The organism is Sphingopyxis sp. SCN 67-31 (genome assembly GCF_001725095.1).
The window spans coordinates 1-14,612 of record NZ_MEFH01000067.1 but is presented as its reverse complement, the minus strand read 5'-3'; the positions used below and the strand labels follow the sequence as shown (position 1 = coordinate 14,612).

The window sequence follows — 14,612 nt, the reverse complement described above, 5'->3', positions numbered from 1 at the left end:
TAGATACTTGCCCCTGAGGCGCCCCCGCGCCTTCACCCCCTATTCGCCGGTGAGGAAGATATGTCCAGCCTTTCGCTCTCCCCCACGCCGCATGATCTGGCGATCACCCCGCGCGACATGCGCTTCGGTCGCGACGACCGGCAGGGGCGCTGGTGGCTGAACGGCGATCCGATCGCCTCGACCTTCCACACCGCGCTGTCGGTGACCTTTCCAAAGGGCGAGGCGATGTTCATCGAGGCGGTGAAAGCCCACCGCGATGGCGTGCCCGACAAGCTGGCGCGCGAGATTCGCGCCTTCACCCAGCAGGAAGTGATCCACAGCCGCGAGCATGTCGTCTTCAACCGCAAGGCGGAGGAGGCGGGCTACGACCTCTCCGAACTCGAGGCCGATGTCGACGCGGTGATGGAACTGATCAAGCAGCGACCGCCGATCGTCAACCTGATGGCGACGATCGCGCTCGAACATTATACCGCGATGCTCGCGGCGATCATGCTCAAGGATCCCGCCATGTATCAGGGGGCCGAGCCCGAGTGGGGCGCGCTGTGGAAATGGCATGCGATCGAGGAGATCGAGCACAAGGGCGTCGCCTACGACACCTGGCTTCACGCGACGAAGGACTGGAGCCGCTGGCGGCGCTGGAAGGCGAAGTCGCTGATGATGCTCGTCGTCACGGCGCGCTTCTGGCCGAAACGCGTCCGCGGCATGAAGATATTGCTACGGCAGGACGGGCTGACCGGCTGGCGGGTGACCGCGCGCATCTGGTGGTACCTGCTCGGCAAGCCGGGGGTGCTGCGCAAGAGCCTGCGGCCCTGGCTTGCCTATTTCCTGCCGGGCTTCCACCCCTGGAACCATGACGATCGCGCGCTGATCGGCCGCTATGAGGGCGCTTATGCCGACGCGCTGATGCCCGCGCATTCGTCGGCGGCGCCCGCGGCGGCCGCTGCCGCCTGAAGCGTCGGGCTTTCGCAAGCAGAGCGTTTCGCGAAGGCGGCCGGACCGGTCTTCTCTCTCCCGGTCGTCCGGCTGCCTTCGCGGAAATCGCGGGCTTGCATGACGGCGATTGCCGTCCGCGGCGCGATGCGGCATGGCGCATCCATGATCAGTGCTCCCCCCGTCATCGAGACCGACCGTCTGCGCCTGCGCGAGCATCGCCTGTCGGACAAGGATGTCCATATCGCGATGTGGGCCGATCCGCGCGTGACGCGCTTCATCGGCGGCGAGCCGCGCGCGCCCGATGTCGCGTGGGGCAAGTTCCTGAGCTCGGCGGGGATGTGGCCGGTGCTCGGCTATGGCTATTGGGTGTTCGCCGACAAGGCGACCGACCGGCTGGTCGGGCAGGGCGGCCTGTCCTATTTCTGCCGCGGCATCGCCGAACTGGAAGGGCAGCCGGAAGCGGGCTGGGCGTTCGACGCCGACCACTGGGGCATGGGCCTGGGGACGGAGGCGATGCGCGCGGTTCTTGGCTGGGCCGACGCGACGCTCGACGCGGCCGAAGTGCGCTGCATCATCGATCCCGGCAACGAGGCGTCGGAGCGGGTGGCGGAGAAGCTCGGCTTCCGCCTGATCGGCGACAGCGACGCGCTGGGCCATGTCGTCGCGATTTACAGCCGCCCGCGCGGGGGGTAGCCCCGCTTTCGTCATTGCGAGCGTAGCGAAGCGATCCAGTGCGGATTTCGCCTGCTTCATGCTGGCAAGGGGCCGTTCCCCGGCGCAAGCCGGCGCCCACGCGAGGCAGCGCCAAGCTATCAGGACCCCGGCTTGCGCCGGGGAACAGGGGTCACGGATGCTGAAACAAATTCAGCACGACGGAAAAAGGACAATGCGGAAACCGGGATTCCCGCAGATCGCAGGCCGTCGACGCGGTTTCAGGCCGGTTCCACCACCAGCACGCCGCCATCGGCGCTGACGACGCGGACCTTGGCGCCCTCGGCGGCGTCGGGGCCGTGGACCGGCCATTCGCCGTCGCCGACCTTCGCGCGGCCGCGGCCGTCCTCGATCGCCCGCGTCACCGTCAGCACGTCGCCGACCAGCCGCCCGGCGCGCTGGTTGAGGTGGGGATCGGCGGACGCGATCGGGTTGGCCTTCAGCCAGCGCCGCGCGGTGTAGAGCGCGATGAACGACAGGATCGCGAAAACGCCAAGTTGCAGCGGCACCGAGATCGGCACGATCCAGGCGACGACCCCGGTGACGATTGCGGCGGCGCCCAGCCAGATGAGGAAGAAACCCGGCGCGACGATCTCCGCCGCGGCGAGCAGCACGCCGAGCGACAGCCACACCCAATGCGGGTCCATGTGCGACAGCCAGCCCGGCACGTCAGGCGCCCTTGCGTTCGATGGCGTCGCGCGCCAGTTCGCCGATGCCGCCGAGCGTGCCGATCAGCTGCGTCGCCTCGACTGGGAAGAGGATCGTCTTGCTGTTCGGGCTGGTCGCGAACTGGCTGACCGCCTCGACATATTTCTGCGCGACGAAATAGTTGATCGCCTGCGCGTTGCCGCTGGCGATCGCGTCCGACACCATCTGCGTCGCCTTCGCCTCTGCCTCCGCCTCGCGCTCGCGCGCCTCGGCGTCGCGGAAGGCGGCTTCGCGGCGCCCTTCGGCCTGCAAGATCTGGCCCTGCTTCTCGCCCTCGGCGCGCAGGATTTCGGAGGCGCGCAGACCTTCGGCCTCGAGGATCGCGGCGCGCTTTTCGCGCTCGGCCTTCATCTGCCGCGCCATCGCGTTCGAGATGTCTGCGGGCGGGCGGATGTCCTTGATCTCGACGCGGGTGATCTTGACCCCCCAGGGCGTCGTCGCGTCGTCGACGACATGCAGCAGCCGCGTGTTGATCTCGTCGCGCTTCGACAGCGTCTCGTCGAGGTCCATCGACCCCATCACGGTGCGCAGGTTGGTCGTCGTCAGGTTCATGATCGAGAGGTAGAGGTCGCTGACTTCATAGGCGGCCTTGGCGGCGTCGAGCACCTGGAAGAAGACGACGCCGTCGACCGCGACCATCGCATTGTCCTTGGTGATGATTTCCTGCCCCGGAATGTCGAGCACCTGCTCCATCATGTTCACCTTGCGCCCGACGCGGTCGAAGATCGGCATGATGAAGTTGAGCCCGGGCTGGGCGGTGTGCGTGTAGCGGCCGAAGCGCTCGATCGTATAGGCATAGCCCTGCCGCACGGGCGTCAGTGCCCAGACGAGGAACACCAGCGCCAGAACCACCAGTGCGAGTGCGAATTCCATCGGTCGTCCCTCCTGCAAATCCTTTCCCTTATTGCGGCAATGGCGCGGGTGCGCCACAGAAAAGCGCATGATCGACTTTGCCCCCCGCTCGCTGCTCTACGTCCCCGCCTCCAACGCGCGCGCGCTTGAAAAGGCGCGCGGGCTTGCTGCCGACATGCTGATCGTCGACCTGGAGGATGCGGTGCCGGCGGACCGCAAGGCGGAAGCGCGCGAGGCGATGCGCGCCGCGGTCGCCGCGGGCTTTCCCGGCAAGCGCGTCGCGGTGCGGATCAACGGTACCGGCAGCGCGCATCAGGCGGCCGATCTCGATGCGCTTGCCGGGCTGGCGCTCGACGCGGTGGTGCTGCCCAAGGTCGATGCACCCTCCGATCTCGCTCCCGCGCGCGGACTCGGCCTGCCGCTGTTCGCGATGATCGAGACGCCCGCCGCCATCTATGCCGCGCGCGACATCGCCGCCGACCCGGCGACGCACGGGCTGATCGCCGGGCTCAACGACCTCGCGCACGAGCTGAAGCTTCCCGACGGGACCGATCGCGGCGCAATGAGCCACGCGATCCAGGCGATCGTGCTTGCCGCGCGGGCCGAAGGCGGCTGGTGCTTCGACGGCGTCTATAACGCCATCGACGATGCGGCGGGCTTTGCGGCCGAGGCGGCCGACGGGCGGCGGCTCGGCTTCGACGGCAAGACGCTGATCCACCCGACACAAGTCGATCCGTGCAACGCCGCCTTCGCTCCGTCGCCGCGTGAGATCGTCGCCGCCGAGGCGCTCGTCGCAGCCGCGACCGGCGGGGCGCAGCGACACGAAGGACGGATGATCGAGGACATGCACGTTGCTGCGGCACGGGCGTTGCTAGAGCGGGCGGGGCGCGGATAGGAGATTCGCGCAGAGGCGCAGAGATCGCGGAGGGTTCAGGCCGACAGGCTTCCTCATTCCGCGACCTCGGTTCGAAATCTGCGGTTGAGAGAAATAGCTGCGGCGCGGAAAAGGCTATTTCTCCATACCTCCGTGTCTCCGCGTGAATCCTGTCATGCGACCACCTGTTCTCCCCTCCCGCTTGCGGGAGGGGAGGCAGGTTTTTGCGGCCAAGATGACCTGCCGATGCCTTTCGTCGTTCGACGAACGCGCCTTGCCTGCCCGGGGCGGGCATGCCATGCGGCGCATCCATGAAAACGCCGAAATTCCGCGCCGCGCTTGCCGCCGTGGCGCTTGTCGCCCTTGCTGTCCCCGCCGCCCAGGCCAGGGACGATGCGCCGGTCACCGAGATCGAACTTGCCAATCATATCCGCACCCTGTCGGGCGACGCCTTCGAGGGGCGCGCGCCGGGGACCGGAGGCGAAGCGCGCGCCATCGCCTATATCGTCGGCGAGTGGGCGAAGGCGGGGCTGAATCCGGTGCAGGGTAGCGCCACCCCCTGGCTCCAGCCGGTTCCGCTGGTCGAGACGCAGGCCACGGGAAGCCAGGCGCATTTCAAGGTGCGCGGGCGCGATTTTGCGATCGAGGAGGATGGCGTCATCCTGACCGGCCGCGATGCCGCGGCGTCGCTGTCGGACCTGCCGGCGGTCTTCGTCGGCTATGGCGTCGACGGCGAAGGCCGGGTCAACGCCGACGTGCGCGGCAAGCTGGCGATGATGCTGATGGGCAATGCGCCGTTCGGCGACGACCTGCCGCGCTATCGCGAACGGCGTCAGCTGCTCGCCGATGCGGGCGCCTCGGCGGTGCTGGTGATCGCGACCGACGCGCTGCCCTGGGCACAGCTTCGCGATGCGCTGGGCAGTCGGACGACGCGCCTCGCTGACGCGAAGGCCGGCCCGCCGATTGGCGGCTTCCTGTCGCTCGAGGCGAGCGACGCCCTGTTCGCCAAGGCGGGGGAGGACGGCGCGACGGCGCGGGCGGCGGCCGCGGCGGCCGACTTTCGCGGGCTGGCGCTGCCGGTCACGGCCGACCTGTCGGCGACGGCGACCGTCCGCAGCGTCGACAGCCATAATATCATCGCGAAGCTGCCGGGCGCAAAACCCGACGGCAAGGCGGTGCTATTCCTCGGCCATTGGGATCATCTGGGCATCTGCGCGCCCGAAGGGGCGGCCGACCGCATCTGCAACGGTGCGGTCGACAATGCGAGCGGCATCGCGGTGCTGATCGCGGTCGCCCGGCGGCTTGCCAAGGGACCGCGCGCCGACCGCGACATCTATTTCATGGCGACGACGGCGGAGGAGAAGGGGCTGCTCGGCGCGCGCTGGTTCGCCGATCATCCGGTGCTGCCGCTGACCGACATCACCGTCGCGCTCAACATCGACACTATCGCCGTCTCGCCGCGCGGCACGCCCGTCGCGACGATCGGTCGCGGGCGCCCCGCCCACGACGCGCTGGTGCGCGAGGTCGCGTCCGCGCTCGGCCGCGCGATCGACGACGATGGAGAGGCCGACCCCTTCATCCAGCGGCAGGACGGCTGGGCGCTCGGTGCCAAGGGCGTGCCGTCGCTGATGGTGGGGGGCAGCTTTTCAGACATGGGGCTGCTGGAGGCGTTTCTGGAAAGCGACTACCACGGACCCGGCGACGAATTTTCGGACAAGGTGCCGCTGGGCGGCGCGGCCGAGGATGCCGACCTGCACGTCGCGCTGGGGCGGGCCTTTGCCGATACCAAGCGGTGGCCGGGGACGAATTAGTGCATCGAGTCTTGATCTGAGATGATGCTGACTGAACGTACGCCGCTCTCGTCATTGCGAGCGGCAAAGCCGCGCGGCAATCCAGAGTAGACGTAAACTGCCATGGATTGCTTCGCTCCGTTCACAATGACGCACCGGACAATCGAAAACCATCGCCCTGCGAAAGCCGCGGCCGCTGGCTGACGGGCGCGAGATCGTGCGTGGCCCCGGCTTTCGCCGGGGCGACGTTTATCTATCAGGCCGCCTGCTTCGCCCGGTCGGCCATTTCCTGGTTCAGCATCTCGGCCAGCAGGAACGCCAGTTCCAGCGACTGCCCGGCGTTGAGGCGTGGGTCGCAGTGGGTGTGATAGCGGTCGGCGAGGTCCATCTGGGTCACGTCCATCGCGCCGCCGGTGCATTCGGTGACGTTCTGGCCGGTCATCTCGATGTGGATGCCGCTGCCGTGCGTTCCCTCGGCGCGGTGGACGGCGAAGAAGCCGCGTACCTCGGCGAGGATGCGTTCGAACGGGCGCGTCTTGTAGCCGGTCGAAGTCTTGATGACATTGCCGTGCATCGGGTCGCACGACCAGACGACGGGGTGACCCGATTCCTTCACCGCGCGCACCAGCTTCGGCAGATGCGCTTCGATCTTGTCGTGACCATAGCGGGTGATCAGCGTCATCCGCCCCGGCACATGGTTCGGGTTGAGCGTGTCGAGCAGCCGCAGCAGCGCGTCGGGCTCCAGCGTCGGGCCGCATTTCATGCCGACCGGATTGCCGATGCCGCGCAGATATTCGATATGCGCCGACCCCTCGAAGCGGGTGCGGTCGCCGACCCACAGCATGTGCGCCGACGTGTCGTACCAGCCGCCGGTCAGGCTGTCCTGCCGGGTGAGCGCCTGCTCATAGGGTAGCAGCAGCGCCTCGTGGCTGGTGTAGAAGCTGGTGCCCTTGATCTGCGGGACCGTTTCGGGCGTCACGCCGCACGCCTCCATGAAAGCGAGCGCCTCGGAAATGCGCGCGGCGGTTTCCTGATATTTCTTGGCCCATGGACTGCGGTCCATGAAATCGTGCGTCCAGGCGTTGACCTGATGCAGGTTCGCATAGCCGCCGTGCGCGAAGGCGCGCAGCAGGTTGAGCGTCGCCGCCGCCTGGCTGTAGGCGCGGACCATGCGCCGCGGGTCGGGCTCGCGTCCCACCGCCTCGAACGCGATGTCGTTGATGATGTCGCCGCGATAGCTCGGCAGCTCGACGCCGTTCACTTCTTCCATGTCGGCCGAGCGCGGCTTGGCGAACTGACCCGCCATGCGGCCGACCTTCACCACCGGCACCTTTGACGCGAAGGTCAGCACGACCGCCATCTGGAGCAGGACGCGGAAGGTGTCGCGGATGTTGTTCGGATGGAATTCGGCGAAGCTTTCGGCGCAATCGCCGCCCTGCAGCAGGAAAGCCTTGCCTTCGACCGCCCGCGCGAGTTCGTCCGTCAGCGCCCGCGCCTCGCCCGCGAAGACCAGCGGCGGATAGCTCGCGAGCTCGCGCTCGGCCGCGTTCAGTGCGGCCTCGTCGGCGTAGGTCGGAAGCTGGCGGGCCTCGTGCGAGCGCCAGCTATGCGGTTGCCATGGTTGCGTCATCTTTTGCGTCTTCTGCTTCCAAAATCGAATCTCGCGCGCCGCCTTGGCTCGGATGGGCCAGGGAAGCAAGGACAGGAAATTAGCATCATCGGCCCATTTATGCACCCGCGCTTTTCTTGCGCCGCGGAAACTGGTAATTTGCTGCGGTTTCGGCAGGCGCGATCGGGGGCGCACCGCCGCGCGCCGTTCGGAAATTGGTAACCGTTTCATACCTAAGTGTCTCGACGGGACCACAACGCGAAACGAAGGCTATGGCACACTTCGATTCCGCCTGGTTCGGCTATGCCGCCCTGTTGTTGTTGCTCGCGACAGGCTTTGCCGTCCGCATCGATCATGTGCGGATCGGAATCGCGCTGGCGGCGCTGCTCGCCCTGCCCATGGCGCTGTTCGGTCGCGGCCCCGGCGGGGTGGCCCTGCTCCTCGCGCTGCTCGCGCTCGTCAATTTCGGCCTCGGCCTTCGCGGCTGGATCCGCGACACGCGAATCGCTTTCTCGCCCGAGGAGCAGCAGTTGCGCCAGTTGCATTTCGGCGGCCTCGGTCCCGTCGAGGCGCGGCGCCTGATCGACCAGGGGCACTGGATTTCGGCGCGCCGCGGCGAGGTGCTGATCCGCGAGAACGAGGCCGTCCCCAGCCTCTTCTATCTGGCGGAGGGAGAGGCGGCGATCCAGCGCGACGGCGCCGATGTCGGCCTGCTGTCCGACGGTGCGCTGATCGGCGAGGCGACGGTGCTCGACGGAGCGAATGCGACGGGAACGGTGACGCTGGCTACCCGGGCCCGGCTGTGGTTCGTGCCCGCTGAGGCGCTGCGATCCTATCTGGCGGCGAACCCCGGGATCGCGGCGGCGCTGCACGAAGGCTTCGCACGCGCCCTGCGCGGCAAATTGGCGAGCGCGAACACTCGCCTTGCCGACCGGACGCCGCTATGACCCTGAACTGCGCGTTCATTGCAACGCTGAAGATTAAATAACGCGCTGTTCCGATTCGAAATTTGAAGGTGTGAAAATGCCCGTCACCCTATTCGGGATTCCCAACTGCGACACCGTCAAGAAGGCTCGCGCCTGGCTTGCGGATCGCGGCGTCGATTATGCGTTTCACGATTACAAGAAAAGCGGCGTCGACGCCGACCAGCTGGAGGACTGGACCCGCCGATTCGGTTGGGAAAAGCTGCTCAACCGGTCCGGCACGACGTTCCGGAAACTGCCCGACGAGGTGAAAGCCGATCTGGACGCCGCGAAGGCGATAGCGATCATGATCGCGAATCCCTCGGCCATCAAACGCCCGGTCGTGGTCCATGATGGCGGGGTATTGCTGGGCTTCGACGCGGCCGAATGGGAGCAGGCGCTGTAGCGGACCCCGTCCACCCACAACCCGTCTTGCGGCCATGGAAATTGTGAATCATCCTCGCGCGCGAGGGTGAGGGACATGGTCAGACGACAACGCCGATACGAATATAGCGAGGAAGACAGGGCGGCGCTCGACCGGCTCGACCGCGATTTCCGCCGCTCGCTGCTCAGCTGGTTCGGCCGCCGCACGCGCGACCGCGCCGATCTGGAGGACATGGTGCAGGAGGTGTTCGAGCGCCTTATCAAGCGCGGCGGCGCCTCCGAACTCGAACGCCAGAATCTCAGCGCCTATGTGTTCGAGACCGCCAGCAGCGTCCTGACCGATCATCTGCGCAAGAAAGTGACGCGCCATTCGGACGCCCACGAACCATTCGATCAAAATCGGCATGGGGGTGCGGATTTCTCGCCCGAGCACGTTCTGATGGATCGGCAACAGCTTGCGCGGGCGACCGCCGTGCTGCTCGAACTGCCGGAACGGACCCGGGTGATATTTGTGCTGAGACGGCTCGAAGGCATGCGCCTGAACGACATAGCGAAGCGGCTCGGAATATCCGTGAGCGCGGTGGAGAAGCATATGCAGCGCGCCATCACCCACATCATGCGAAGGATCGACTTCGAGTGATGACAATCCCCTTTCCCTCGACCCTGCGCGGACTGGCGCCCGACGAGGCCGCCGCCGCGTGGCTCGTCCGCATCGACGCGGGACCGCTCGGCCCAGAGGAACAGGACGAGTTCGACGCCTGGCGCGCGGAATCGGCCGCGAACGCCGCCGCTTTCGCCAAGGCCGAAGCCGCATGGAACCTGTTCGACAGCGTGCCGGATGACCCCGCGCTGGACGCCCTGCGCGCCTCGGCGCTCGCGGCCGGGAAGGAACCGCGGCGCGGCCTGTGGGCCGGGATCGGCGTCGGTATCGCGGCCTCGCTGCTCGCGGCGGTCGCGCTGGGCACCGATTATCTGCCGTTCGGTCAGAAGACCGACGCCCCGCAGGTCGCGGCCCGATCCGTCCCGGCGACCGCCGCCGCCCCCAAGGCACCCGACAGCGGCGAGTTCGCCACCGCCAGGGGCGAGCGCCGCACCGTCCGCCTTGCCGACGGCAGCGCGATCACCCTCAACACCGACAGCGCGATCCGCGTCGGCTACGTCGCCGACCGCCGCCTCGTCCGCCTGCTGCGCGGGCAGGCGCTGTTCGAGGTCGCGAAGGACCCGCATCGTCCCTTCGTCGTTCAGGCGGGCGCGAAGCAGGTCACCGCGCTCGGCACGATCTTCGAGGTCCGCTTGCTCGACTCCGACCGCATGAAGGTCACGCTGGTCGAGGGCAAGGTCGTCGTTGACGAGGGCGAGGATCGGCCCGCCGCCGATGCGCCTGTCATGATCCCCGCCGTTCTCGCCCCCGGCGAGGCGCTGCTCGTGTCCGACGGCGCGCGGCCCGTGAAGTTCAAGGCCGACATCGACCAGCAGCTTCGCTGGCGCGAGGGCTTCGTCGAGTTCAACGACGCGACGCTGGCCGAGGCCGTTGCCGAAATGAACCGCTATTCGGGCAAGCAACTCGTCATCGACGATCCCGCGACCGGCAATCTGCGCGTCAGCGGCGTGTTCCGCACCGGCAGCCCCGAACGCTTCGCCGCCATCGTCGGCGAGCTTCTGCCTGTCCGCCAGCGCTCGCTGCCCGACGGTGGGGTCGAATTGCGCGCCGGGCGTTGATCTCTCGCCCGCAACCGGTCTCTCTTCTTCCGTCATGCTGAACTTGTTTCGGCATCCAAGGCCAGGCCTCTCCTTCAAGGCCGCGTTTATTCGAGGGCAGGCGATGGCCCCTGAAACAGGTTGGCAATTATCCCTTTTCGACAAGGAACTGTTCCCCGGCGAAAGCCGGGGTCCATGCGGGGCAGCGCCGTGCCATCTGGACCCCGGCTTTCGCCGGGGAACAGCTCCTAGCTTGCCTGAAGGGTATATATCCCAAACAAGTTCAGGGTGACGACGGAGGGAGAATGCGAAGCGGAGGGACTGAGAGAAGGAGCGCCATGACGCTACGGTAAGGCAGCACTGCGGGCTGTGCGGAAATTTTCTGCACATTTCCGATGCGGATTTTTCGCCCGCTCACGTTCTGATGTCCGACGCCGTCAACCGGCGCGGAGCATCACAGAGGGAGGGGCAAGCATGGCATTCGCTACACGCACCGCATTTTCGTTCAAGGCGGCGATGTATCTGGGGGTCGCCACGCTGGCGGTGAGCGCGGCCGGCGCGGCGCAGGCGCAGGCGGCCGAAGCGAAGCAACTCGACATTCCGGCGCAGGCGCTCGCGAACACGCTGACCCAGATCGGGCGGCAGACCGGCAGTGAGGTCGTCTTTCAGGCGGGCGACGTGCGGGGACGCAACGCCCCAGCGGTGCGCGGCGCGCTGACCGCCGGTCAGGCGCTGGACGCGGCTTTGCGGGGAAGCGGCCTGCGCGCCCGCCATACCGCGCAGGGAGCTTATGTCGTCGAACGCGCCGCGACCCCGCCGCCCGCCGCGCGCAACGAGATCGACGATGGGTCGGAAATTGTCGTCACGGCGCAGCGGAAGGAAGAGAAGATCATCGACGTGCCGATCGCGATGACGGCGCTGTCGTCGAACCGGCTGGACGATCTGAAGATCGAAGGCGGGGCGGAGTTGTTGCGCGCCGTCCCGAACGTCAGTTTCACCAAGACCAATTTCAGCATGTATAATTTCTCGATCCGCGGGATCGGGACGCAGTCCATTTCCGCAACGAGCGATCCGGCGGTCGCCGTCAGCTTCAACTCAACGCCGCTCGTCCGCAATCGCCTGTTCGAAGCCGAATTCTTCGACATGCAGCGTATCGAAGTGCTGCGCGGGCCGCAGGGCACGCTCTATGGCCGCAATGCGACGGCCGGTGTCGTCAACATGATTCCCGCCCTTCCCGACACGCGCGCCTTCGCGGGGGAAGTGAAGGGCGAAGTCGGCAACTACAGCACGACGCGCCTCAGCGGGATGCTGAACGTGCCGCTGTCCGACACGCTGGCCGTTCGCGCCGCCGGCGCGTGGACCAAGCGCGACGGTTTCGATTACAACAACTTCCTCGGCACCCGCATCAACGGGCGCGACCTGTGGTCGACGCGCGTGTCGGCCCAGTGGGAGCCCAGCGACCGTTTCAAGGCCAATGTCATCTGGCAGCATTTTTCGGAAGACGACAATCGGTCGCGGTCGGCCAAGCAATTGTGCACGACCGATCCCGGAATCGACCGAATTGGCGATGTGGAAATTACCGACCTCAGTCTTCGCGGCCGTATCGGCCAGGGGTGCCTGCCCGGATCGCTTTATGACGATGCGGCCTTTGGCAAGCCCAATAGCAATGCGCTCGTTTACCCGTTTATCCCCTTGACCCACGTTAGCCGCTCGGCTATACAATGGGCATGGACAAGAAATCACCTTCCAGCAGCCCAGAGTTCTCCGTCCGGGAGTTCTTTCAGCGGTTCCCAGACGAGCAGGCCTGCCTTGAACACATCATGGCCGTGCGCTTCGGCGGCACGTTCATGCACTGCCCGTCTTGCGGCGTAGAAGGCCAGTTCCACAAGCTGGCGAAGCGCCGGGTATATGCCTGCCCGCATTGCCTTCACCAGATCGCGCCAACCGCAAACACCATCCTGCACGATACCCGCACCCCGCTGGTTAGCTGGTTCTATGCGATGTATCTGTTCTGCACCACTCGCCACGGCGTGAGCGGCAAGGAACTGCAACGGCAACTCGGCGTCACCTACAAGACGGGCTGGCGGATCGGGCAGCAAATCCGCGAACTCACCATGAAGGCGCAATCGTTCGACGCGCTGCTGTCCGGCCATATTGAACTGGACGAGGCCTATGTCGGCGGTCGCCGGTCGGGCGGTAAGCGGGGCCGTGGCGCTCCCGGCAAGACCATTGTCATGGGTCTGGCATCGCGTGACGGCAACATGAAGGCCGTTGTGATCCCGGACGTAAAGAAGGACACCCTGCGCAGCGTCGTTCTGGACAACGTGGAGCCGGGTTCGGTTGTTTCGACTGATGAACTCTACAGCTACAACTTACTCACTGGTGACGGCTTCCAGCATGGCGCTGTGAAGCATGGCCGCAAGGAATACGCCTTCTACGACTACAAGACTGGCGAAAACCACCACGTGAACACCGTTGAAGGCTTCTGGCGGCTGTTCAAGGCTTCGATCCGGTCAACTCACGTGCAGATCAGCGGACGCTATATGAACCGCTATCTGAGCGAATTCACTTTCCGCGCTTCGAACCGCGAACGGGTGAACGGGATGTTTGACCTTCTGGTAGGGGCGCTGTGACGCGCCCCACCAGAGCATCGAATTGAGCGCGATCGGCGGGGCCGATACCATCAGCCTCAGCTTGCTCGGCGAAGTCCTGCAATCGCCCCTCTGAAAGAGCTTGGGCGAGCGTCAAACGGGTCATGCCACTGCCCTCCGATAGACTTCGTCAGCTTGCCCCTCTTCGATCACATGACCCGCCTGCGCCAGTAGAGATAGGCGAGTGCCAAGCGCCTTGCGGTTCTTAACGACTGAAATGAGAGTTGGCGGGTCTGGCAATGCGGCAATGTCATGGAATGCAGCACTTACGCGATATATTGAATTGGCGTGGTCGCCCACGGCCTGGAACACGGCGAGCTTGCCATCCACATGGACGATGGCGGAAACCTTCCACTCATTAGTCGATAATCCGACAATGTCCTGCCTTGGGTCAAGATGGCCCTCACCAAAAACTGATTGAAGCCGCTCACGCAACCCTTCTTCAATCTGCGTTTCCTGTTCGTCGAGCCGGGAATAGACCTTCTCAAGCACCTGCCACGAGACGCTACCTACATCGCAAATTGCGCGTTGCAGATCATCCCCATCTACGCGCACCAGAATCATTCTACCTTCGACCTCAAGCTCCTTGCGATGGGCATAAAGCGAGGCTTGCTTGGCGAATGAGCGGTCCGAGCCAGCACGGAGAAGGTCACGGTAAGTGAAGCCAGCATCGTCCACCTGAAACCCGCCGTCGATCCTCTTCACTCTGACTGTGATGCTTGATCCGTCAGGCGCAATGAGCGGCAGATTGACGAACGCCGCATCGCCCCAACTCTTCAGGCATACAAGATCGCGCACGGCCTTTTCGACCGCGTCAGTCAGGATCGTGTCGAGGCGTGGTAGTGTCGCCATGCTACACCAACGTATACACCCAAGGGGGGCGGGGGACAAGCTCTATGTTGCTGATTCTGAACAAGAAACCTGCCATAGCCCTCATCGACTCAAACGTTTGAAGTTCCCCGTCAATTCCGTCTGCGACAGGCAGGTCTCCGGGTCTCATGTTTGTGTCCCCCAACCAGTTGAGATCGAATGAGTGATAATGCGTCGGGGGTGTGCGAGGGCATGGGTAGGGCCAGCCCCGGCGCTTTTTGTTGGTGTGGCCACCCTTGATCGACAGCCAATCCAGTCTGCCAAGTGCTCGCCGCCGATAGCCCCCAGCGGAACGATGGATTAGCTCAAGGCCGACGTTCTGATCCTGCAAATCAAGCCTACACTCTCCGTGTAGCGTGAAGTTCGCCACGACCAATCCGTCGATCTCAATGGGGACATCGAACCACAGCACAGCCTTTTCTGGATCGCTACGCGTCCAGACAGGAGCTTGTGCTAAACTTTTGGGCGCATTGAAAAGCGCGTCGTATGCCATCGCCCTCGGTTACAGCAACTTAGGCGGCGAGTCGATTCACGCGGATGGCGCCAAGGTGTGTGTAGGGGATAAACGGG

Annotated in this window: 13 protein-coding genes and 1 pseudogene; 10 read left to right on the top strand and 4 right to left on the bottom strand. The window is 65.5% G+C overall.

Features of this window, described 5'->3' with window-relative positions; all coding sequences use genetic code 11:
* The first annotated feature begins 60 nt into the window (after positions 1-60).
* Both ABS88_RS13870 and ABS88_RS13865 read left to right on the top strand, forming a co-directional pair.
* The gene (locus ABS88_RS13870; RefSeq protein ID WP_076073856.1) at positions 61-951 is read left to right on the top strand and encodes a metal-dependent hydrolase; all 891 of its coding nucleotides are present in this window, start codon (positions 61-63) and stop codon (positions 949-951) included.
* Positions 952-1,095: 144 nt separating this feature from the next.
* Positions 1,096-1,626 (top strand): GNAT family N-acetyltransferase, encoded by a 531-nt coding sequence (locus ABS88_RS13865; protein WP_067107235.1) that lies wholly within the window; start codon positions 1,096-1,098, stop codon positions 1,624-1,626.
* A gap of 239 nt (positions 1,627-1,865) precedes the next feature.
* Here the strand turns inward: ABS88_RS13865 and ABS88_RS13860 are convergent, their stop codons facing one another.
* Both ABS88_RS13860 and ABS88_RS13855 read right to left on the bottom strand, forming a co-directional pair.
* Positions 1,866-2,312 carry an NfeD family protein gene (locus tag ABS88_RS13860; protein ID WP_286750008.1) on the bottom strand — a complete coding sequence of 149 codons (447 nt, stop codon included), beginning with the start codon at positions 2,310-2,312 and terminating at the stop codon, positions 1,866-1,868.
* Position 2,313: 1 nt separating this feature from the next.
* Entirely contained in the window at positions 2,314-3,225 is a 912-nt protein-coding gene (locus tag ABS88_RS13855) for an SPFH domain-containing protein (protein WP_067107203.1), read from the bottom strand.
* Between the two features lie 67 nt (positions 3,226-3,292).
* Here ABS88_RS13855 and ABS88_RS13850 point away from each other — a divergent pair, with 67 nt between their 5' ends.
* On the top strand, positions 3,293-4,099 hold the full coding sequence (locus tag ABS88_RS13850) for an HpcH/HpaI aldolase/citrate lyase family protein (RefSeq protein ID WP_076073861.1): 807 nt from the start codon (positions 3,293-3,295) through the stop codon (positions 4,097-4,099).
* A gap of 290 nt (positions 4,100-4,389) precedes the next feature.
* Positions 4,390-5,889 (top strand): M28 family peptidase, encoded by a 1,500-nt coding sequence (locus ABS88_RS13845; RefSeq protein ID WP_234002555.1) that lies wholly within the window; start codon positions 4,390-4,392, stop codon positions 5,887-5,889.
* A gap of 235 nt (positions 5,890-6,124) precedes the next feature.
* On the opposite strand, the gene ABS88_RS13840 is transcribed toward ABS88_RS13845, so the two are convergent.
* On the bottom strand, positions 6,125-7,498 hold the full coding sequence (locus ABS88_RS13840) for a class II 3-deoxy-7-phosphoheptulonate synthase (protein WP_067186907.1): 1,374 nt from the start codon (positions 7,496-7,498) through the stop codon (positions 6,125-6,127).
* A gap of 251 nt (positions 7,499-7,749) precedes the next feature.
* On the opposite strand from ABS88_RS13840, the gene ABS88_RS13835 reads away from it, so the two are divergent.
* The 6 genes and pseudogenes from ABS88_RS13835 (at position 7,750) to ABS88_RS13810 (ending at position 13,154) form a co-directional block, all read left to right on the top strand.
* Complete coding sequence (locus ABS88_RS13835) at positions 7,750-8,424, top strand: Crp/Fnr family transcriptional regulator (RefSeq protein WP_076073866.1); 675 nt, start codon at positions 7,750-7,752, stop codon at positions 8,422-8,424.
* A 76-nt stretch (positions 8,425-8,500) separates the two neighbouring features.
* Positions 8,501-8,845, top strand: a complete 345-nt coding sequence (locus tag ABS88_RS13830; RefSeq protein WP_076073868.1) for an ArsC family reductase — start codon at positions 8,501-8,503, stop codon at positions 8,843-8,845.
* A gap of 75 nt (positions 8,846-8,920) precedes the next feature.
* Positions 8,921-9,463 (top strand): RNA polymerase sigma factor, encoded by a 543-nt coding sequence (locus ABS88_RS13825; RefSeq protein ID WP_067107213.1) that lies wholly within the window; start codon positions 8,921-8,923, stop codon positions 9,461-9,463.
* Entirely contained in the window at positions 9,463-10,542 is a 1,080-nt protein-coding gene (locus ABS88_RS13820) for a FecR family protein (protein WP_076073874.1), read from the top strand. Before ABS88_RS13825 ends, ABS88_RS13820 begins: the two co-directional genes overlap by 1 nt.
* 453 nt (positions 10,543-10,995) lie before the next feature.
* Positions 10,996-11,721, top strand: a pseudogene (locus ABS88_RS13815) (STN domain-containing protein); the annotation flags it as partial.
* A 527-nt stretch (positions 11,722-12,248) separates the two neighbouring features.
* Positions 12,249-13,154, top strand: a complete 906-nt coding sequence (locus ABS88_RS13810) for an IS1595 family transposase (protein WP_286750007.1) — start codon at positions 12,249-12,251, stop codon at positions 13,152-13,154.
* Between the two features lie 120 nt (positions 13,155-13,274).
* Here ABS88_RS13810 and ABS88_RS13805 read toward each other — a convergent pair whose 3' ends face one another.
* Positions 13,275-14,024, bottom strand: a complete 750-nt coding sequence (locus ABS88_RS13805) for a hypothetical protein (protein WP_286750006.1) — start codon at positions 14,022-14,024, stop codon at positions 13,275-13,277.
* Positions 14,025-14,612: the final 588 nt, after the last annotated feature.

What these genes read in the sequence shown, in the direction of transcription:
- ABS88_RS13865 (WP_067107235.1), top strand. Translation starts at nt 1,096, where the DNA reads ATGATCAGTGCTCCCCCCGTCATCGAGACCGACCGTCTGCGCCTGCGC.
- ABS88_RS13805 (WP_286750006.1), bottom strand. Translation starts at nt 14,024, where the DNA reads ATGGCGACACTACCACGCCTCGACACGATCCTGACTGACGCGGTCGAA.
- ABS88_RS13835 (WP_076073866.1), top strand. Translation starts at nt 7,750, where the DNA reads ATGGCACACTTCGATTCCGCCTGGTTCGGCTATGCCGCCCTGTTGTTG.
- ABS88_RS13870 (WP_076073856.1), top strand. Translation starts at nt 61, where the DNA reads ATGTCCAGCCTTTCGCTCTCCCCCACGCCGCATGATCTGGCGATCACC.
- ABS88_RS13825 (WP_067107213.1), top strand. Translation starts at nt 8,921, where the DNA reads ATGGTCAGACGACAACGCCGATACGAATATAGCGAGGAAGACAGGGCG.
- ABS88_RS13850 (WP_076073861.1), top strand. Translation starts at nt 3,293, where the DNA reads ATGATCGACTTTGCCCCCCGCTCGCTGCTCTACGTCCCCGCCTCCAAC.
- ABS88_RS13830 (WP_076073868.1), top strand. Translation starts at nt 8,501, where the DNA reads ATGCCCGTCACCCTATTCGGGATTCCCAACTGCGACACCGTCAAGAAG.
- ABS88_RS13855 (WP_067107203.1), bottom strand. Translation starts at nt 3,225, where the DNA reads ATGGAATTCGCACTCGCACTGGTGGTTCTGGCGCTGGTGTTCCTCGTC.
- ABS88_RS13845 (WP_234002555.1), top strand. Translation starts at nt 4,390, where the DNA reads ATGAAAACGCCGAAATTCCGCGCCGCGCTTGCCGCCGTGGCGCTTGTC.
- ABS88_RS13840 (WP_067186907.1), bottom strand. Translation starts at nt 7,498, where the DNA reads ATGACGCAACCATGGCAACCGCATAGCTGGCGCTCGCACGAGGCCCGC.
- ABS88_RS13820 (WP_076073874.1), top strand. Translation starts at nt 9,463, where the DNA reads ATGACAATCCCCTTTCCCTCGACCCTGCGCGGACTGGCGCCCGACGAG.
- ABS88_RS13810 (WP_286750007.1), top strand. Translation starts at nt 12,249, where the DNA reads ATGGACAAGAAATCACCTTCCAGCAGCCCAGAGTTCTCCGTCCGGGAG.